Source organism: Streptomyces sp. NPDC048338, assembly GCF_043201055.1.
Classification (GTDB): domain Bacteria; phylum Actinomycetota; class Actinomycetes; order Streptomycetales; family Streptomycetaceae; genus Streptomyces.
The window spans coordinates 86,178-104,972 of record NZ_JBICYQ010000007.1; the positions used below are offsets into that span (position 1 = coordinate 86,178).

The following is an 18,795-nucleotide window of genomic DNA, read 5'->3' on the forward strand; positions in this document are numbered from 1 at the left end:
CAGGGGGCGCACCCGGTCCGCGAACAGGCGCGTCCGGTGCTCCCAGGAGACGGCGGAGCCCTGGACGTCGTGGCGGGTGCGGGCGTTCCGACTCGCACCGACAGCGCGGCACGCGGCTTGTCCGGCGTCCCGGTGATGCGATGGATCGGCGACCGGACAGCCGGATCGCCGACCACCCGACTCGGGCGTGTCATCCGCAGCCTTTCCAGCCCGTCCGCCGGCACACAGCCGCGCAGGTCCCGGAAAATACCCAGGCACCTCGCGGGCATGTCATGGGAAGGTTCGTCTCGGTCTGCAGAGGGGTGGCCTGCATGGGGCTTGACTACAGCTACGAGATCATCACGCCCGCGCGGAACGTCGCCGGCGCCCTGGTCGAGCTCGCGAAGCTGGCGCCGGAAAACCGTCGGGCCTCACCACTGACGGTCACCCTGCCCGGCGGTGACAAGGTCGTCCTCCCCTTCACATCCCACTTCGAGAGCGACCCCGTCGACTGCTCGTCCGGCAGCACGTTGCATCTCGACACCTCGATGACGTTCAGCGGCGACGACGCGGTACGCGCGTACTGCGAGGACTCTCATACGGAATGCGATGAGCTCGGGCGCGTCGCCATCGGCTACATCTACCTCACGGTGACCTTCGCACTCGAGCAGCACCCGGATTTCGCGTCGCTGGAGTTCACCGCGGCCACCTCGCGGATGAGCAGGTTGTTCGAGCGATCCGCAAGCGTCAGGGCGACGTTCACCGACCTCACCGTCGCGAGCGGCGGAGTGGCTTGCCTGTTCGATAGCGAGATCGACACGGTGCAGGTGTGCCGGCTCAACGGCCGGCCGAGCCAGGAGACCGTTCCCGCACCCTACTTGGCGGGCTATGGCGACCTCGTGGCCAGATGGCGCAGCTGAGACCCACCGCCACACGTAGACCCGCCCGACGCGGGTGGAACGCAGGCTCGGCGGACGCGCCGCGACCGAGGCTCGTTCCTTTCCGCCTCCATGTCGGTCAGGCCTCCTTCTTGTCCTTGTCCCCTGCACCGACCCCGGCCGTCCTGGCATCGCCCGCTCCGCCGCCGGATGCCCCGGTGGTGGCCTGCCCCGGGTCCAGCGCCTCGCGGACGGCGGCCAGGACGTCCTCGATGTCGGCGCCCAGCGCTCGCGCGGCGGAGGTGAAGTCCCGGGCCAGAGTGGCGAGACGGGCGGAGTCGTGCGGGGGCGGCCCGGACGGGAGGGCCGCGACCCTGGTGCCCGCGCCGCGGCGCGTCCGGATCAGTGCGTCGGCTTCCAGCTCGCGGTAGGCGCGGGCTACGGTGCCCGGCGCCAGACCGAGGTCGGCGGCCAGCTGTCGCACGGTCGGCAGGCGCTCGCCCTCGGCCAGCCGGTCGGTGCGGATGAGCGCGGCCAGCTGCGCGCGGATCTGCTCGTACGGCGGGACCTGACTGGTCGTGTCGACGCGAACGGCAGGCTCACTCATCGTCGCCGGTCCCCTCGTCGCCCGCCTCGTCCTCGACCGCCCTGGGCGCCACCACGGTCACCAGGGACCATCCGATCGTGAACAGGCTCAGCAGACCCAGGGGGCAGATCGCCACAATGGTCGCCGCGCCCAGCGGCCCGGCGCAAGCCTGTTCCGTCAGCGCGACGAGGATCATCAGGACGGCCAGCAGCAGCTGGCTCGACACCAGCAGGCCCCAGGCCCCGGTGATCGCCCACGCGCGGTCGCGACGCTGCTGGTCGTCGCCGGGGCCGTGGGCGATACGGCGCAGGGCCCAGACGCAGACGGGGGTGGCGAGCGCGAGGGCGGCGAACATCGGGCCGCTGTAGTAGAGGCCGGGCCAGGGACCGAGGGACGCGCGGATCCCTTCGCAGGTGAGGGTGATGACGCGCCCGGTCTCGCCTGTCCGGTCGGAGTCGTACGAGGCCGTGACCGCGCCGATCACCAGCAGGACGACGAGGGACGCGGCCTGCAGCAGGAGCAACGGTGCCATGCGTGGCGGTACTTGGTCCCGGACGAGCCGTGGGGCGAGACTCGCGGTGCGTACCGCTTCCTGGGGGCGGGGGGTCAACGCGTCGCCGATCAGGACACCGCCCACCGCGCAGAGGCCGAACGCGGCGAGGGCGAACACCAGGGGCATCGTGATGTCCCCGCTCTCCATCGTGACCAGTACCTGCGCGACCGCGATGCCGATGGCCAGGCCGGACCATCGGGCGAAGTGGTCGGCGTGATCCAGGAACCGGGACTGGAGCGGGGCGTCGAGCATGGGAGATCCCCCCAGATCTTCTTGTATCAAACTGTGAATACAAGATGCCCTGCCCGAAGATCTTGTGTCAACTACCCGATACAAAGAAAGACGTGGTCGTGCCACGCCTCACCTCCAGCTCGCCCTGGAGGGGCCTGCCGACTGCGAAGAACGGGACGGGTGACGTGCCCTGCCGGCGCGGCAGCGGACCCCGGCCGTCCGCTGGGCCCGAACGCGCCGTCGCATGCGACCGACGCCCCTCGGGAGGTCCGGCTCGCCGAAGCCGAGTGCACGGAAGCATGCCGCGGCGCCGTCCACGTCACGGTGCGACGCGAAGGGCCGCACGTGATCCGGAGCGGCTGGCGCAACCCGGACGACGCGACGAGGACAGGCGCGGCGAGAAGCTCGACATCCCGGGAAGTCGATCAGGGGCGGCCCGATACTCACCCGTGACCTGCGGAAAGATCCACGACGGGGGTTACCGCGGGTTTCGTCGCCACGCGCACACGATCGTCACCGAACCGACATACCAAGCGGTCGGAAACCCCTTACGCGGAGGCTATACCCATGAGTAACGTACGCGGACCACCAGCGCCACCCGCCCGCTCCCCGGGGCGGCAAGGAGCAAGATCGATGTCATACCACCAGCCGTTCCCCGGCCCCCCACCCGTGCCCCAGCACCAGAATGCCGGGCGGCACCGCCAAGAGGCGGCGTCGCAGTCCTGGGAGGGTGGATCGCCGTCCTGGGGCAGCGATCCACAGGCAGCCTGGGACTCGTCCCCGCGAGCGTGGGGCTCCTCGCCGCAGGGCTGGGACTCCGCACAGCAGCCCTGGGACGCGTCCCCACAGCCGCAACCGCCCGCCGCCGCCGACGATCGCGGTGATCTGGACCGGCTCGGCTCGGCTTACCGCAGGCTCCGCCGCGTCGCCACCTTCACCGCGCTCGGCTACTTCGTCATCTTCCTCTTCCTGTCCGGGTACGCCCCCTCGATGATGACCAGCACCATCACCGGTGGACTCACCATCGGTCTGGTCCTGGGGCTCCTCCAGCTGCCCGTGGCGCTGGCTGCGATCGCGCTGTACGAGCGGATCGCGCGCAACCGCGTCGACCCGCTCGCCGCGGCGATCCGCGAACGCGCCGAGCAGGCGGCCGCGGCAGCCGCGCCCCGGCCGGAACGCCAGAGCCGCTCCGGACGTCCCGTGTGGCAGCAGCCCAGCGGAGGTGCGCGCGCATGACCAGCTTCAGCTCCGAAGCCCAGACCATGTCACTGATGGCGTTCATCGCGGTCATCACCGTCACGCTGCTGCTGTGCGTGATGACCGGCCCCGATCGTGACGACCTGGGCGACTTCTACACCGGCTACCGCTCGCTCTCCCCCGTGCAGAGCGGCCTCGCGATCGCCGGCGACTACATCTCCGCCGGCACCGTGCTCGGCACCATCGGCATCATCGCGCTCGTCGGCTACGACGGCGTCACGCTCGCCCTGAGCACCGTGCTCTCGCTGGTCCTGATGATGTTCCTGCTCGCCGAACCGCTGCGCAACGCCGGCCGGTTCACGATCGGCGACGTCTTCACCCGGCGTCTCCCCGGCCCCGCCGTGCGGATCACCACGGCCGCGGTCACCCTGACCGCACTGCTGCCGCTGGTGATCTTCCAGCTCGCGGGCGCCGGCGATCTCCTCTCCGTCGTCCTCGGCTTCGACGCCGACGGCTTCAAGACCGGGGCGATCGTGTTCCTGGGCCTGCTGATGATCGCGTACGCGGCGATCGGCGGCATGAAGGGCACCGCCTTCATCCAGATCGTCAAGACCGTCGCCCTGCTCGGCGCGTCCCTCGCGATCGCCGCGCTCATCCTCAACCGCTTCGACTTCAGCCTGCCCTCCCTGCTGGACGCCGCCAAGCGCGGCAGCGGGGCGGGAGACGCCTATCTCGCCTCCGGTCTGCAGTTCGGCGGCAACGAACTCGACATGATCAGCACTCAGCTGACGGTCGTGCTCGGCGCCGCGGTGCTGCCGCAGATCACCATGCGCATGTTCACCGCGCGCAGCGCGGCAGCCGTCCGGCGCTCGATGTCCTGGGCCGTGTCGACCGTCGTCGTGACCTGTCTGCTGATCGCCGTCATCGGCTTCGGCGCGGCGGCGATCGTCGGCCACCAGGGGATCGTCGCCGGCGACCCGCAGGGCAAGACAGCGTTCCTCATGGTCAGCCAGGCCGTCATGGGCGCGGACCAGACGACCGTCGAGACACTGCTGTTCACGGCCGTGGCGACAGCCATCTTCCTCACCCTGCTGGCCTCGGTCGCCGGAATCACCCTCGCCTGCGCCAACACCCTGGCGCACGACCTCATCACGCACGGGCTGCGCCGCAAGGCGCAACTGAAGGGCTCCACGGAGATGGCCATCGCCCGGACCGCCGCGGCGGTCGTCGGGCTCGTGGCGATCGCGATCGCCGCCGGTGCACGGCATCTGAACCTTCAGGCACTGCTCACCCTGTCGTTCTGCATCGGCGCGTCCGCCGTCGCGCCGGCCCTCATCTACAGCCTCTTCTGGCGCCGCTACTCCCGTACGGGACTGCTCTGCACCCTCATCGTGGGCAGCGCCTCCGCGTTCATCCTCATGACCGGCAGCAACCTGGTGTCCGGATCGCCCCAGGCGATCTTCCCGGACCAGGACTTCAACTGGTTCCCGTTCACCACGTCGGGCATCCTGTCCGCCCCGCTGGGCTTCCTCGCGGGCTGGCTCGGCACGGTGCTCTACGAACGTGACCCGGCCGACCAGCGCATGCGGTACGAAGCGGTGGAGGAGACGATCCTGGCCGGCACACCCGCGGCGAACGGCGCCTCCGCGTCCTGACGCGCACGCCCCGCCGAAAGGGCGCCCGGCCTGGAATTCCAGGCCGGGCGCCCTTTCGCTGTCCCGAGGTGCCCAGGGGGGGTCCAACGCGATCTCCGCAGCAGACCACCCGCCGGCCACCTGCCCTCGTCGCCGGGAAGTCGGCCGGCGCCGCGGGCGCGGCGGCCTTCGCCGCGGCGCCGCGCGCCATGAGCGGGCGAAGACATCCGGTCCCCGGCAACTGCCGGCGATCACGGGACGTTCGCCTCCGTCCGCCGAGTTCGGCACCCGGGCGAGGACCGGCAAGGACGGCAGTCGGGGTGACCACCGCGAACGGCGAGGTCAGCTCACCGACGGGAGCGGGGAGAGGGGAGCCGGAAGAGTCCGTTCAGTCGGCGCAGGGCCTCGGTGTCACCGTTCGCCGTGGCGGCCCCCGCCGCGATGGCCTCGGCGAGGGTCTGTTCCTGGCCGGTCACACGGAGGAATTCCTCATCGCTCATGGCGACCGTCGCGTCCGGGTGCTGGGCGGGGCCGTGCAGCGCCTCGATCGTCCCGTCGTCGATCCGGGCATGGAAGACCTCGTCCCCGACCCGGAACTCGTACACGGCGCGGAGTCCGGCTGCGGCCTTCGCCTCGAAGCAGGCGCGGAGGCCGAGGACCGCCCAGCCGGGGTGGAAGGTTTCGGTCTCCCGCCGTTCGCCCATGGCCCACTTCATTCCCCAGCGGGCCAGGGACAGGACGGCGGGGCCGAGTTCCTGCCCGGCCTCGGTGAGGGCGTAGGCGGGGGTGCGGGCGGGCGGCGGGAGCGTGATCTTGTGGACGAGACCTTCGCGTTCGAGGTGCTTGAGCCGGGCTGCGAGCAATCCGGTGCCCAGCCCGCGCAGGCTGGTCTGGAGGTCGCCGTAGCGTTTGGGCCCGGTGAGGAGCTCGCGGATCAGCAGCAGGGTCCAGCGCTCGCCGACGAGGTCGAGGGTGCGCGCGGTCGCGCAGTACTGGTTGTACGTTCGCTGCTGCTCCACGTCCTCATTCTAGACTTCGCGCTTCTTGTTCCTGAATCGTCGGGTTGTCGGGTCGGCGGATGTCCAGCAGGAGCCGGGCGAGTGGCTCGGGGGCGGTCAGCATGATGTCGTGCGGGCCGTCGAGCGCGCGGGTCCGGTAGCCGAGGGCGGCGCCGAAGCGGTCGAACGCGAAGGTTGACGGGCGGCAGTGGACGGCCGTGCCGGGGATCGTGTCGACACGCCCGGTCAGCCGGGTGGCCTCGGTGAAGGTGCGCAGGGGCTGGGGGACCAGGCGTGCGGCCAGCCAGGCCGCGTCGTCGGGGTCGACGATGCCGTAGGCCGCCGGAGGCGGGGGCGGTATCAGCAGTCCGTCGGGCGCGGGCCTGGCGGCCGCGCGCATCGCGCCGGCGAAGGCCTCGGGGGCCAGGGCGAGCAGGCCGGCGCCGTCGGGGCCTGCCCAGCCGTCCACGAGGACGATGTGGTCGGTGGTCCGGCGCGCCGTGTCCGCTGCCTCTCGGACGACCAGGCCCGCGTAGCTGTGGCCGACCAGGATGACTTCGTCGTCGTCCGGGACCGCGTCGAGGGCGGCTGCCACGGTCCGGGCGTGGTCGTGCAGTCCGCGGTCGCCTGGCGTGCCGAGGTCCGGGGTGGCGGTGCGGGCCCCGGCGGCGTGCAGCAGGGGGACGACGCGGTCCCAGGCCCATGGGCCGTGCCAGGCCCCGTGGACGAGTACGTAGGTGGTGGTCATCGGGTCTCCTCGCGCAGCAGGGGCAGCAGTTGGTCGGCGAACTCCTCCAGGCCCGCCTCGTGGTCGTCGGTGGCCAGGCGGATCACGAGGTGCCGGGCGCCGGCCTGGACATAGCCGGTGAGGTGGTCGGCGGCCTGGCGGGCGGTGCCGGCGAAGAGGCACTGCACCGCGGCCACGCGTTCGAGCGGGGCGTCGTAGTAGCGCTCGACGCTGCTCCGCAGGCGGTGGCGAGCCTGTTCCGGGTCCGGGTCCAGGCAGAGGGTCGCGTACAGGGCGGGAGTGACCGGGCGGGCGGGTGCGGACTGCCCGATGGTGCGGAGTTCCGCCGCGTACGTCGTCGCTGCGGGCGGGTAGGGAAGCCATCCGTCGGCGAGGCGGGCCACGCGTCGCAGCGCCGGTCGGCCGCCACCGGCCAGCCAGAGCGGCGGCCCTCCCGGACGGTTCGGCGGCGGCGCGATCCGTACGTCGGTGAAGGCGAAGTGCTCGCCTTGATGGGACACCGGTGCACCCGACCACAGTCTCCGCATCACGTGGACCGACTCCTCGAGGCGGTCGAGGCGGCGGGCGTACGGGATGCCGAGGGCCTCGAACTGGGCCCGCGTGGCCTCGTTCGGGAACCCCCCGCCCAAGCCGGCGACCAGTCGCCCTTCGGAGAGCCGGTCGAGGGTGGCCAGTTGGTGCGCGAGCAGGATCGGGTGGCGCAGGGCCGGCAGCAGCACCGCCGTGCCGAGCGTGACCCGTTCGGTGGCCCGCGCCGCGGCGGCCAGGAGCAGCAGCGGGTCCGCTCGTGGCCGGGTGACGGGGCTGTCGCCCGCCCACACGGAATCGAGGCCGAGCCGCTCGGCCCGCCGTGCCTGGGCGACGAGGCGCCCTGGCTCGTGCTCTGCCCGAACGGTCTGATCACGCGTCGGCAACAGGTAGCCGATCTCCAGTCGTGCCATCGCCCCTCCCGGCGGCCGTGGAACTTCCTGGTCGCCAACCCTAGTTCTTGACTTCCTGATTTTGAAGTGCAGACTTCTCATTCAGGTAATCAGGAAGGGAGTTCCACCATGACCAAGGCGCTCTACACGGCACAGGCCCACGTCACCGGAGGCAGGAACGGTCACGGGCGCACCACCGACGGACAGCTCGCGCTGGATCTGCGACAGCCGAAAGAACTGGGCGGCGACGGCGCCGGAGCCAACCCCGAGCAGCTCTTCGCGATCGGCTACGCAGCCTGCTTCGGCACCACCCTCGCGCTGGTCGGACAGCGCACCGGAGCCACGGCCGACGACGCGGAGATCGAAGCGTCGGTCTCCCTGCTCCCGAACGGCGACGGCGGCTTCGCGCTCTCCGTCGAGCTGCACATCTCGCTGCCCTCGATCCCCGCCCCACAGGCGGTGGAACTGATCAGGACAGCACACCGGATCTGCCCCTACTCCCACGCCACACGCGACAACATCGACGTCACCCTTCGCCTCGACGGCACCAGGATCTGACAGCACACCAACAGCACATTCGACGTGACGTGGTTCACAACCGTGACCTGTCACGTCCGGTGCGGGCTGCCTGTCCCCTAGGCGTCACCGGAACCGAAGCCGGTGCCCGACCTCGGGAGATCCCATGAACAACGACCACCGCATCGTCGTCCTCGGCGCGGGCTACACGGGCTTGTTCAGCGCCATCCGGCTGGCCCACCGAACGCGCCGGACCGGCGTGAAGATCACCCTGGTCAACCCCTCCAGCCGGTTCGTCGAACGGCTGCGGATGCACCAGATCGCCACCGGGCAGAAGCTGGCCGACCACCGGATCCCCGACCTGCTCGCCGGGACCGGCGTCACGTTCGTACAGGGCGCTGCCACCGCGATCGACCCCGAGGCGCGGCGGATCACCGTCGACAACGCCGAGGCCCTCGGGTACGACACGCTTGTCTACGCGCTGGGCAGTTCGACCGACACCAGGAAGGTTCCCGGCGCCGACACACAGGCGTTCACCCTCGACAACCCGCAGTTCGCCGGTCGGTTCGCCGCACGGCTCACCGAGGTCGCCGCGTCCGGCGGCACGGTCAGCGTCTGTGGCGGCGGTCTGACCGGCGTCGAGGCGGCCACCGAGATCGCCGAGAGCCACCCCGGCCTGAACGTCACGCTGATCAGCCTGGACGAGCCCGGCGGCATGATGGGTGCCAAGGCCCGCGCATACCTGCACGGTGCGCTGGACCGCCTCGGCGTCACTCTGGAGACCGGCGCCCGCGTCACCAAGGTGCTGCCCGACGCGGTCGAACTGGCCGACGGCCGGCTCGTCCGCTCCGACGCCTGCCTGTGGACCGCGGGTGTCAAGGTGTCGCCGCTCGCCGCCCACGCCGGGATCGCCACCGACGACCGCGGCCTCATCCAGGTCGATGCCACGCTGCGTTCGGTCTCCCACCCGGAGATCCACGCCATCGGCGACGCCGCCGCCGTCCGTCTGCCCTGGGGACAGATCCACGGCACCTGTCAGAGCGGCCTGCCCACCGCCCAGTACACCGCCGACACCATCGCGCGACTCGTGCGCGGCAAGGCCGTCAAGCCGTTCCGCTTCGGCTACTTCCATCAGCCGGTCAGCCTCGGCCGCCGAGATGCCGTCATCCAGTTCACCAAGGCCGACGAGACCCCCCGCCGCATGCTCCTCACCGGCCGAAGCGCCGTCGCGTACAAGGAGATGGTCAGCGGCAGCCCGCTCACGACCTACCGCCTCAGCAAGCGCATGAACGTCACCACCATCGTTTCCAAGGGCGGCCGCGCCACCCGCAGGCCCGCGGCATGACGGGCACCGCGGCTCCCAGTGCCATGATCCCGGGCCTTGCCGCCCGGTTACGGCACTGGCAGCATGAATCGATGGTCGACGCCAGGGACGAGCAGGACCCGTACATCGAACACCGCAGGCTGCTGTTCGCCACCGCCTACCGCATGCTGGGCAGCGTCACCGACGCCGAGGACGTCCTCCAGGACACCTGGCTGAGCTGGAGCACGGTGGACCGCCACGCGGTCCACCACCCCAAGGCCTACCTGGTGCGCACGGTCACCAACCTCTCGTTGAACCGCCTCACCTCCGCGCGGGCGGTCCGCGAGACCTACGTCGGTCCCTGGCTCCCCGAGCCCCTGCTGACCTCACCCGACATCGCCGCGGACACCGAACTGGCCGACAGCGTCTCCACCGCGATGATGGTCGTCCTGGAAACCCTCAGCCCCGTCGAACGCGCCGTCTTCCTGCTCCGCGAGGTCTTCGGCTACTCGCACGCCGAGATCGCCGAGACCCTCGAACGCCCCGAGCCGACAGTCCGCCAGATCGCCCACCGCGCACGGGAGCACGTCCAGGCCCGCCGCCCCCGCTTCGACGCCGACCAGAACCAGCGCCGGAGGATCACCACCCGGTTCATGGAAGCCTGCGCGGGCGGCGACCTGAACGCCGTCATGGAACTGCTCGCCCCCGACGTCACCGCCTGGTCCGACGGCGGCGGCAAGGTCACCGCGGCCCGCCGCCCCCTCAACGGCACGAACCACGTCGCGCGCTGGATCGTGGGCTTCCTGGCCAAGCCCGATCTGGCCACCCTGACCATGAAGACGGCCATCATCAACGGCGAGCTCGGCATCCTGGCCACCCTCGGCGGACACACCGTCGGCGCCCTCACGTTCGACCTCGTCGACCATCGCATCCAGAACCTGCGCTTCCAGGTGAACCCCGAAAAGCTCGGCGGGCTGACCCTCGACAACAGCTTGGCTCTGCCCTGAGAAGCCGTTGCCATACCGATCATGGAGTCTGTCGATCGAACGGGAGTCTCGATCGGGTGATCGCGGGCCCTGCTCGGCATGAGAGCAGGGCCTGGCGGTACAAGGGGAAAATCCAGCGGAGCGGACGGCCGCGCGCTGCTACGGTCGGGCGCCATGAGCTGGCTTCCCGATGACTTCGTCCACCCCGTCCTGGTACCGCTGCCGGGCGGTGGCCATCACCTGCGGCCGATCCGGGAGGCGGACACCCCGCTCGACTATCCGGCTGTGATGGGTTCGCGCGAGCGGCTGTGGACCATCTTCGGCCCGGCCTGGGGCTGGCCCGCGGCCACCATGACCTACGAGGCCGACCAGGCCGACCTGTTGCGGCACGAGAAGGAGATCGCCGCACACCAGTCCTTCAACTACGCGCTGTTCGACGCGGCGGAGACAGCGCTGCTCGGCTGTGTCTACATCGACCCACCGGAGAGGGCCGGCGCGGACGGCGAGATCTCCTGGTGGGTGGTGGACGAGCTGGTGGGCAGCAAGGTCGAGCAGGCCTTCGACGAGCTGGTGCCGCAGTGGATCGCCGCCGACTGGCCGTTCGAGCAGCCGCGCTTCCTCGGCCGCGAGATCTCCTGGTCGGACTGGCTCGCCCTGCCGGAGCATCCCGGCACGTAAGGAGTCTTGATCGGGTGGCTGAGGCGGTTTCCGCGCGTGAAAGCAGGGCCTCCAGGCAGCTCGGGGGTGCGATCCCCTTCCGAGTGGTTCCCGGAGGCCCTGGTGGCCTTGTTGTACGTGCCCTGGCAGGTTGACGTGGCTACTGCTGCTCCCACTGTTCGTGGGTGATCTCGTACCGCACACCCCCCTGCTCGGAGCCCTCGACCATCTCCATGTCGGGGGGAGTGGGGATGGTGTCCACGAGCCTCATTCCGAGCTTCTCCATGATGTTGCGTGATCCGTGGTTCACTGCCATCGTCTCGGCCCAGACCACGCGCACACCGAGCTCTACGAACCCCTTGCTCAGCAAAGCCCGCGAGCACTCGGTGGCATAACCCTTGCCCCATGCCGCCTGCCGTAGCCGGTAGCCGAGTTCGACCTCGTCCAGCGGGCCCTGCGGCTCGGGACGCAGACAGAACCAGCCGATGAACGCGCCGCCGTCCTTCTCGTACGCGGCGAACAGTCCGAGATCGCCACGCCACCTCTCATAGCCGGCGATGATGCTCGGCAGGTGCCGGTCGCGGACGGTCTCCGGGGCGGTCGGACTGCCCCCGGTCAAATAGCGCATCACCGCGGCGTCGCTGTCCAATTCGATCAGCAGGTCAGCGTCGTCGGTGGTGAAGCGGCGCAGGGTCAGGCGCTCGGTCTCCAGGTAGGTGTCCACAGAGTGGATCATGCCTAGAGCAGGTCGGGCAGTTCAACGCCTTTACGCGGGCTGTCGGCGAACCGCGAGGTGCTGCCGCCGCACCCGCGTGGATGTCGACGTCGACACCGCGCCCGGCGAAATGGCCACCGCTCAACCCGATCGCCCCGGCCGGCTCCACGAGCGGGCCGGGGCCGCTCAGCAAACCAGGAGAGGGCAGGAGTGCGCAGGAAGGTGACCAGAGCTGGGCCGGGAGCGGGCCGGCCCCTCAAGACCGCGGCCCCTCCCGCGCGTTCTGACCGTACGGGAGGAGTCCGACGGCACCGGCAGTGTCAGCCCCCGGTGCTAGCGTCGCGACCATGGCAAACCGTTCCTATCTCTACTCCGCGGACTCGATGCCGAACGAGGCAGAGCTCCCCCGGCGGATCCGATGCATATCCGAGCACAACGGGGACATCCCCCTCGCGCACAAGCTCCTGGTGGGGCGCGGAACGACGATCGTCCCGTCCATGATCTGGAACCCTCCGATCGGCATCGCCGCGGACTACGCCGGCGGGGCGGCCCTGCTCCGCGACCTCCTGCACGCGGTCGGCCAAGGCCTGGAGGGCGACGCCGAGTTCGCCGAATGCCTTGCCAGGACCTCGGCCCACCTCGAGAAGCAGCAGGCGCAGTACTTCGTCCTCGAGACCGGGGAGATCGTCTCGATGACGGACGACGATCCGGCGGCGAGCGTGCGGCGTCTGGCATCCGACGACATCCCCGACGCCGTGGCCAAGGCCGAAGCGGCGATCACCGGCCGGAACGACGACTGGCTGGCCTCGGTCCGAGCCGACTGGCAGAGGCACTTCGCGTCCTTCTACAGCGACGCGCTCTACTTCTCCTTCCCCAACTGACGGAGCCCACGGCGCGATGCCAGGCGCGATCCCGAGCCCGAGCCGATAACCGCGACCCGGGTGCGGATCGCTGTGGCATCGCGCTCCTCCCCGCCGCCGGCGGCCTGGGCTGACGCTGCGCGGTCTTCACCGCCGCTCCGGAAGCAGCCGGAGTCGTTGCTGAGTCAGCGAGGACCGAGGAGGCAGAATTCGTTGCCTTCCGGGTCGGCCAGCACCGTCCAGGAGATGGCGGACCGGTCGACATCAGGGTCGGTGGCGCCCAAGGCGCGCAGTCGGGCTGCCTCCGCGGCCAGGTCGTCACCGGGGTAGGGGCGGATGTCGAGGTGGACTCGGTTCCACCCGCTCTTGGTGTCAGGGGTGCGGAGGAACTCCAGGTAGGGGCCGACGCCTTTGGCGGAGCGCATGGTCGCGTGGTCGTCGGTGACCTCGTGCAGCGTCCAGTCCATCGCCTCGCCCCAGAACCGGGCCATCCGTCGCGGGTCGGTGCAATCGACCACCACCGCGGCGATCGGCCCGGTGTTCCGGTAGATGGGGCGGGGCTCCAGGACGCAGAACTCGTTGCCTTCCGGGTCGGCCATGACCGTCCAAGGGACGTCGCCCTGGCCCACGTCGGCGAGTGTCGCGCCCAGGCCCTTCAGGCGTGCGACCAGCTCCGCCTGATGGGCCGTCGAGGTGGTGGCCAGATCGAGGTGCACGCGGTTCTTGACCGTCTTGGGTTCCGGGCGGGCGATGATGTCGATGCAGACGGCCACGGGGTCGGGGTAGGCGAAACCGACGGGTTCGAGGTTGGTCACACCGGGTCCCTCGCTGTCGACACACCAATCAAGTGCCTCCGCCCAGAACCGGCCGAGCGCGGAGTCGTCCTGAGCCTTCATGTTGATCTGCACGAGTCGGGTTGCCATGGCGCAGAGCTTAGAAGCTCTGGCGGCCCAGGCGGCCACCACGAGGAGACATGTGCTCGATCAGGTGAGCGGGTGGCTGCTCCACCCATCGGATACCCCATGCGGGCCAAGGGGTGGGGCTGCGGTCATCTAAGGTGGCGCGAGGACAGGAAGGGCCGAGTGCTGATGACGGTGATACTGAGCTCGTCCGATCTGACGCTGCGTCCGTGGGAGCCGGGTGACGCCGATGCGCTGGCGGCGCTGGCCGACGATGAGGAACTGCGTCGCTGGACGTCGCACCGGGTGGCCGGCCCGGAGGACGCGGCGCGCTGGATCGCAACGCAGGCAGCGGGCTGGGAGTCCGGGGAACGCCTCAGCTTCGCCGTCCTCGTGACGGGGCGGGTCGTGGGGCACATCGTTCTCAAGCGGTCCGAGGGCGAGGCGTGCGGCGAGGTCGGCTACTGGACGGGAGCTCCGGCACGGGGCCTGGGCGTCGCTTCCAGGGCCGTGGAACTGTTGACGGGCTGGGCCTTCGACACCGGGACGGGAGCGGGACTCAGTCGTCTGGAACTGATCCACAACGCCGGCAACCCCGCCTCCTGCCGGGTCGCACAGAAGACGGGCTACGTCCTGAAGAGCGTCCTGCCGCCCCGTGCACGCGATGAGGCGGAAGGGCACCTCCACGCACGCGAACGCGTCATCGCACGTCACTGACCCCCGACGATCAAGTCCGCAGCCGCGACGAACGGGTTTCCTTCGTTCGAGAACCGCGTCAGGACCACCTCCGTCGCGGCCACGAAGGGGAGAACCCCGAAGTGACGGGTGGCCCGGACGGGCGAGCAGATACGCACGCAGCGTGAGACGCCTTGACCGGTGAGTCATCGGGCCCCTCCACCAGGCGCCGCGGTTGTGATCCCCCGCATAGGAGCCAGGTCACGTCCTACGGGGGTTAGTAGGCGGCGAGCCCGGCCATCCCCTGCCGGTGCGGAGCCCGGGAGGCCATTCCAGACATTTGCTATGCCGTGGGGTAGTACGTCACATCCTTGCGCTGCGCTCGGAGCGCCCCGCACCATGGCGGACGTTCCGGGGAGCCCGGTGCGGGCTTGAGAGACGAGCACGATCACTCGACCGCCCGCAGCCACCTCGCGGAGAACCTCCGCTCCCCCAGTGCCGCATCCGATCGGCACCCCCCACGTCGTCACCCAGATGGAGAGCTACTCGCGTATGACCGCCCCCACGCACCACACCACCCGCCGCACCGCCCGATTCCGCAAGCTGTCCGTCGCAGGCATAGCCACCGCGGGGGCCGCAGCGGCGGCCCTCACCCTGGCCCCGTCGCCCGCTCAGGCAGCACCGGTACCGGCGAATGCCTCGGCGGTCCAGGTGGCGGCGGCGGACGCTCCGGCGGCGAAGAAGGCGAAGAAGAAGTACGCCGACAACCTCGACGGCTGGATCAAGGAAGCCCTGGACATCATGAAGTCCGAGCACATCCCCGGCACCTACGAGGGCCTGCACCGCAACATCATGCGCGAGTCCTCGGGCAACCCCGACGCCCAGAACAACTGGGACGTGAACGCCCAGAACGGCACGCCGTCCAAGGGCCTGCTCCAGGTCATCCAGCCGACCTTCGACGCCTACCACGTCGCCGGCACCCCGCACGACCTGACCGACCCGGTCGCCAACATCACCGCGGCCGCCAACTACGCGGCCGACAAGTACGGCTCCATCGACAACGTCGACTCCGCCTACTGACCCACCCCAGATCGTCACCCTCGGGCCCCGCGCTCAGTGGTCGTAGGCGACGACGCGGACGAGGGCCGTGCCCTTCCCTTCGTACCGAACGGTGACGCCGACCTCGCTGGGCGGGGCACCGGTGCTGGACTTGCTGCCAGGCGTCGACGATCGCAGCGGAGATCCGGCCGTGATCAGGGACGTCGTGGCCAGGGGCGCGGGCCCCGGTGCGGATCTCGTTCGAGCTCAATGCGCCGATCGCCTGAGCCCGGCCGGGTGCAGTCACCTCGGCCGGGGCTCTTCCGACTGCACCCCCGACTCACCGCCGCCGGCGCAGGCGATCCAGGAGGCGGCCGGCTTGCGCACGGTTGCGGGGGTCACGAGCGGCCTGACGAACCGCGGCAACAGCCCGCCGGCCCTGCGGACTGCGCGTGAAGCGCCTGATGCGGGTCAACAACGCTGACATTGCTCCTCCTTGAGGTTTCACCCTCGCGTGCCCCGATCCCTCGAAGTCATGCTCGGGTGGCAGCGTGCCCACGCCTACGGCGAAGCTCCGGCCTCTCTTGCTGGATGTCACGGAAACCCGGTCGAGTTCATCCCGGACTGGCCGTACTCTGGCCGGCATGGCCCACACGAAGACCTCCTTTGTCTGCCTGCCTTGTCGGGCCTCCTACAAGCAGTCGTATCCCGGTGACCACGAGCGGCTCTGCCCTCGCTGCGCCGAGCCGTTGATCCATGTGGGTGCTGCCTTCGCTGCGCCGCGGCGGCGCGACACCGCTGCCTGGCGGACCCTGTCGGTGCTTTTGAACGCCGGCGTGCGTTTCCACAAGAGTTGCTGTGGCGGCCCCGGCTATCGTCCCCGCACACTCAGCGAGGTGCGGGAGCGGATGGCCTACGCGCGAAGGACCGGTGAACCGTTCGCACGTGCGTTGGTGCGCCGCGAGCTGCCGTAACCCTCCACCTGCCGCCGATCCGCGGACAGCTCGGACCGCCCAGACGTCAGCCGCTGGGGGCAGCGGCGGTGCTCGGGGGTCGAGCGACGGTGACGCGCGGGTGCTGAAGTGGACCACGCCGCCGCCGGGACCTAGCCCTGCGCGACTGCACCACGGGGTCGACGGGGTCCCGCGCAATGACGAGTTCCAGAGAATGTGTCCGCGTCACGCGTGTCCGCGGACGGGTGCCCCAGCAGCGCCCCCATAAGGTGCTTCTGTCCCGAACGGGCGCACATTGCCCCGATCGGCTTCAGCGATTCCGGGAGGCGTACCTGATGGTTGTCTACGACGTCGGCTACTTCGTCGGCAGCTTGTCCTCGACTTCGATCAACCGCGTGCTGTCCAAAGCCCTGATCAGGCTGGCGCCAGAGGACCTGCGGTTCACCGAGATCCCGATCGGGAACCTTCCGCTGTACAGCCCTGACTACGACAGCGACTACCCGGCGGAGGCCCTCGCCTTGAAGGAGGCGATCACACGATCGGACGCCGTGCTGTTCGTGACGCCGGAGTACAACCGGTCGATTCCGGGGGCGCTGAAGAACGCGATCGACTGGGCCTCGCGCCCTTGGGGGCAGAACTCCTTCGACCACATTCCCGCTGCGCTCATCGGCGCATCGATCGGGCAGATCGGCACAGCGGTCGCCCAGCAGAGCCTGAGGGCGGTGATGGCGTTCTGCAACGCTCGGCAGATGACCGCGCCCGAGGCGTACATCAAGTTCACACCCGAGGTGTTCGGCGAAGACGGCGAAGTCAGGGACGAATCGACCCGCCAGTTCCTGAGCGACTTCATGAAGGAATTCCGCGAGCACGTCATCCGCGTGCTCACCGTGCTGCCACGGGAGTGACACACGCCGTACCGGTTATGGGAGTTGCCGGTTCAGTGCGGTGATCGCCGCGGGCCCTCGGGGGTTGGCCGGCAGCACAGAGGTCGAGCGGGATCTTCTCGCGCCAGGGCGTGGATCCGGCGCGTCAGACCAGGAGGCAGATGCCGGTCGCCAGCATCACCGCGGAGGTCGCGGCGTGGACGCCGTACGCGGTGGCCTTCGGCCCGCCGCTGCGCAGCACGACGAGGGCGTCTCCAGCGGGTACGGCGGCGAACACGATCAGGTACCAGCCCAGCACCGACGGGGTAGCGGTGAGCATCAGCGCGAAGACGAAGGCCCCGGGCGCGAGCTCCCGCAGGCCCTTCACGCGGAGCCACGGCCGGAGTCCGGGGTCGTCGACCTGTGCGTCGGGGATGCCGAAACCGGCGAGGCCCCGCGGCCTTGCGATGGCGCTGCCGCCCATGAGGAGGAGGCCTGCGCCGAGGAGGCCGGCGACAACGGTGGCGAAGGTGGTGAGCATCATTGTCCTGTCCGTCGAGGGGGTCGATGCTGGCGAAGCGGTGTCGTGCGTTCGTGTGGCGCGGTCAGGGGACGAGGACGATCCGGCCGCGGACGCCGCCCTTGGCCATGGTCCGGTAGGCGTCGGCCGCCTCGTCGAGCGGCGCGAGGGCGTGGACGCGAGCCGGTAGTTCTCCCGCTGCGACCCGCGTGAGCACGTCGGCGAGCAGCGGACCGTCGGGGCGTGCGAAGAGGACCTCGACGGTGATGCCGCGTTCCTCGGGGAGTCTCGCGGCGGGCTGCACGCCGACGAAGCGGCCGCCGTCACGCACCGCCCGGAGGGCGGGCTCCTGCAAGGCTGCGGCGTCCGCGACGGCGTCCCAGTCCTGGCCGAGGCCGGTGGCGAAATCGGCGCCCAGGCCCCGGACGAACGGTTCGTCGGCCGCTCGCGCCAGTCCGGTCACCTGCCAGCCGCGGTGCTGGGCGAGCACGGCAATGTGCGCGCCCACCGCACCGGCCGCGCCGGTCACCAGCAGGCGCCGATCCGTGCTCGGCGCGTCGCCGAGGAGGTCGACGGCCTGGGCTGCGGCGGTGGCGTTGAGCGGCACCGTCGCCGCCGCGGCCAGGTCGAGTCCGTCCGGTACGACGGCGACGTGCGCGGCGAGGACGAGGAGGTGCTCGGCGTGAGACCCGTGGTCGCGATCGAACCCGTCGAGGAACCCGGCGACACGGGCACCGACCGGCAGATCGACGCCGGGGCCGGCAGCCTCGACGGTGCCGGCGAAGTCCCAGCCGAGACCGGTCCAGTCCGGCTGGTGCACCATGCCGAGCCGGTGGAAGACACCCGCGGCCACGCCGAGGTCGACCGGGTTGATCGCGGCCGCGGCGATCTTGACGCGGATCTCCCCCGTCGCCGGCTCGGCCACCGGCACGTCGACGATCTCGATCGACTCGGGCCCGGACGGAACGCGGACCACGGCTCGTCGAGAGGTCACCTGATGCATCGTCATTTACTCCTTCTGGAAGGACTTCTGCGGGGTCTTGCCATCCCTGTGCTGCAGCACCAGCATGGAAGAACCCTGTTTCC

At 70.3% G+C, this 18,795-nt stretch carries 19 protein-coding genes and 1 pseudogene; 12 read left to right on the top strand and 8 right to left on the bottom strand.

Features of this window, described 5'->3' with window-relative positions; all coding sequences use genetic code 11:
• Nucleotides 1–311: 311 nt before the first annotated feature.
• Nucleotides 312–899 carry a hypothetical protein gene (locus ACGFZF_RS17815; RefSeq protein ID WP_393555072.1) on the top strand — a complete coding sequence of 196 codons (588 nt, stop codon included), beginning with the start codon at nucleotides 312–314 and terminating at the stop codon, nucleotides 897–899.
• A 190-nt stretch (nucleotides 900–1,089) separates the two neighbouring features.
• Here the strand turns inward: ACGFZF_RS17815 and ACGFZF_RS17820 are convergent.
• Nucleotides 1,090–1,464, bottom strand: a pseudogene (locus ACGFZF_RS17820) (GntR family transcriptional regulator); the annotation flags it as partial.
• 1,396 nt (nucleotides 1,465–2,860) lie between these two features.
• Here ACGFZF_RS17820 and ACGFZF_RS17825 point away from each other — a divergent pair.
• Both ACGFZF_RS17825 and ACGFZF_RS17830 read left to right on the top strand, forming a co-directional pair.
• A complete protein-coding gene (locus ACGFZF_RS17825; protein WP_393555074.1) occupies nucleotides 2,861–3,463 on the top strand; it encodes a DUF485 domain-containing protein in 603 nt (200 codons plus the stop codon).
• Nucleotides 3,460–5,079 carry a cation acetate symporter gene (locus ACGFZF_RS17830; protein WP_393555076.1) on the top strand — a complete coding sequence of 540 codons (1,620 nt, stop codon included), beginning with the start codon at nucleotides 3,460–3,462 and terminating at the stop codon, nucleotides 5,077–5,079. Before ACGFZF_RS17825 ends, ACGFZF_RS17830 begins: the two co-directional genes overlap by 4 nt.
• A 326-nt stretch (nucleotides 5,080–5,405) precedes the next feature.
• Here ACGFZF_RS17830 and ACGFZF_RS17835 read toward each other — a convergent pair whose 3' ends face one another.
• Genes ACGFZF_RS17835 through ACGFZF_RS17845 form a run of 3 tightly spaced genes read right to left on the bottom strand, consistent with a single transcriptional unit; the run spans nucleotide 5,406 to nucleotide 7,745 of the window.
• Complete coding sequence (locus ACGFZF_RS17835) at nucleotides 5,406–6,077, bottom strand: winged helix-turn-helix transcriptional regulator (RefSeq protein ID WP_393555078.1); 672 nt, start codon at nucleotides 6,075–6,077, stop codon at nucleotides 5,406–5,408.
• 4 nt (nucleotides 6,078–6,081) lie between these two features.
• Nucleotides 6,082–6,804 carry an esterase/lipase family protein gene (locus ACGFZF_RS17840; protein WP_393555080.1) on the bottom strand — a complete coding sequence of 241 codons (723 nt, stop codon included), beginning with the start codon at nucleotides 6,802–6,804 and terminating at the stop codon, nucleotides 6,082–6,084.
• Nucleotides 6,801–7,745 carry an LLM class flavin-dependent oxidoreductase gene (locus ACGFZF_RS17845; protein WP_393555082.1) on the bottom strand — a complete coding sequence of 315 codons (945 nt, stop codon included), beginning with the start codon at nucleotides 7,743–7,745 and terminating at the stop codon, nucleotides 6,801–6,803. Before ACGFZF_RS17845 ends, ACGFZF_RS17840 begins: the two co-directional genes overlap by 4 nt.
• A 108-nt stretch (nucleotides 7,746–7,853) precedes the next feature.
• Between ACGFZF_RS17845 and ACGFZF_RS17850 the strand changes: the two genes are divergently transcribed.
• From ACGFZF_RS17850 to ACGFZF_RS17865, 4 genes are all read left to right on the top strand, one after another.
• Nucleotides 7,854–8,282, top strand: coding sequence for an organic hydroperoxide resistance protein (locus ACGFZF_RS17850; protein ID WP_393555084.1), 429 nt, complete (start codon nucleotides 7,854–7,856; stop codon nucleotides 8,280–8,282).
• A 124-nt stretch (nucleotides 8,283–8,406) separates the two neighbouring features.
• Complete coding sequence (locus ACGFZF_RS17855) at nucleotides 8,407–9,585, top strand: NAD(P)/FAD-dependent oxidoreductase (RefSeq protein WP_393555086.1); 1,179 nt, start codon at nucleotides 8,407–8,409, stop codon at nucleotides 9,583–9,585.
• Nucleotides 9,586–9,656: 71 nt separating this feature from the next.
• A complete protein-coding gene (locus ACGFZF_RS17860; RefSeq protein ID WP_393555088.1) occupies nucleotides 9,657–10,550 on the top strand; it encodes an RNA polymerase sigma-70 factor in 894 nt (297 codons plus the stop codon).
• A 153-nt stretch (nucleotides 10,551–10,703) separates the two neighbouring features.
• Nucleotides 10,704–11,207 (top strand): N-acetyltransferase, encoded by a 504-nt coding sequence (locus tag ACGFZF_RS17865; RefSeq protein WP_393555089.1) that lies wholly within the window; start codon nucleotides 10,704–10,706, stop codon nucleotides 11,205–11,207.
• 139 nt (nucleotides 11,208–11,346) lie between these two features.
• Here the strand turns inward: ACGFZF_RS17865 and ACGFZF_RS17870 are convergent, their stop codons facing one another.
• A complete protein-coding gene (locus ACGFZF_RS17870) occupies nucleotides 11,347–11,922 on the bottom strand; it encodes a GNAT family N-acetyltransferase (protein ID WP_393555091.1) in 576 nt (191 codons plus the stop codon).
• 326 nt (nucleotides 11,923–12,248) lie between these two features.
• On the opposite strand from ACGFZF_RS17870, the gene ACGFZF_RS17875 reads away from it, so the two are divergent.
• On the top strand, nucleotides 12,249–12,782 hold the full coding sequence (locus ACGFZF_RS17875) for a hypothetical protein (protein WP_393555093.1): 534 nt from the start codon (nucleotides 12,249–12,251) through the stop codon (nucleotides 12,780–12,782).
• 164 nt (nucleotides 12,783–12,946) lie between these two features.
• Here ACGFZF_RS17875 and ACGFZF_RS17880 read toward each other — a convergent pair whose 3' ends face one another.
• Nucleotides 12,947–13,684 carry a VOC family protein gene (locus tag ACGFZF_RS17880; RefSeq protein WP_393555095.1) on the bottom strand — a complete coding sequence of 246 codons (738 nt, stop codon included), beginning with the start codon at nucleotides 13,682–13,684 and terminating at the stop codon, nucleotides 12,947–12,949.
• A 165-nt stretch (nucleotides 13,685–13,849) separates the two neighbouring features.
• Here ACGFZF_RS17880 and ACGFZF_RS17885 point away from each other — a divergent pair, with 165 nt between their 5' ends.
• The 4 genes from ACGFZF_RS17885 to ACGFZF_RS17900 all read left to right on the top strand — a co-directional run bounded on the left by ACGFZF_RS17885 (nucleotide 13,850) and on the right by ACGFZF_RS17900 (nucleotide 17,231).
• On the top strand, nucleotides 13,850–14,377 hold the full coding sequence (locus ACGFZF_RS17885; RefSeq protein WP_393555097.1) for a GNAT family N-acetyltransferase: 528 nt from the start codon (nucleotides 13,850–13,852) through the stop codon (nucleotides 14,375–14,377).
• A 510-nt stretch (nucleotides 14,378–14,887) separates the two neighbouring features.
• Nucleotides 14,888–15,415: a transglycosylase SLT domain-containing protein gene (locus tag ACGFZF_RS17890; protein WP_393555617.1), complete on the top strand. Its 528-nt coding sequence runs from the start codon at nucleotides 14,888–14,890 to the stop codon at nucleotides 15,413–15,415.
• A 602-nt stretch (nucleotides 15,416–16,017) separates the two neighbouring features.
• The gene (locus tag ACGFZF_RS17895; protein ID WP_356777695.1) at nucleotides 16,018–16,347 is read left to right on the top strand and encodes a deoxyxylulose-5-phosphate synthase; all 330 of its coding nucleotides are present in this window, start codon (nucleotides 16,018–16,020) and stop codon (nucleotides 16,345–16,347) included.
• Nucleotides 16,348–16,661: 314 nt separating this feature from the next.
• Nucleotides 16,662–17,231 (top strand): NADPH-dependent FMN reductase, encoded by a 570-nt coding sequence (locus ACGFZF_RS17900; RefSeq protein WP_393555100.1) that lies wholly within the window; start codon nucleotides 16,662–16,664, stop codon nucleotides 17,229–17,231.
• A 124-nt stretch (nucleotides 17,232–17,355) separates the two neighbouring features.
• On the opposite strand, the gene ACGFZF_RS17905 is transcribed toward ACGFZF_RS17900, so the two are convergent.
• Both ACGFZF_RS17905 and ACGFZF_RS17910 read right to left on the bottom strand, forming a co-directional pair.
• The gene (locus ACGFZF_RS17905) at nucleotides 17,356–17,733 is read right to left on the bottom strand and encodes a DUF4267 domain-containing protein (RefSeq protein WP_393555102.1); all 378 of its coding nucleotides are present in this window, start codon (nucleotides 17,731–17,733) and stop codon (nucleotides 17,356–17,358) included.
• 61 nt (nucleotides 17,734–17,794) lie between these two features.
• A complete protein-coding gene (locus tag ACGFZF_RS17910) occupies nucleotides 17,795–18,718 on the bottom strand; it encodes an NADP-dependent oxidoreductase (protein ID WP_393555104.1) in 924 nt (307 codons plus the stop codon).
• Between the last annotated feature and the right edge of the window lie 77 nt (nucleotides 18,719–18,795).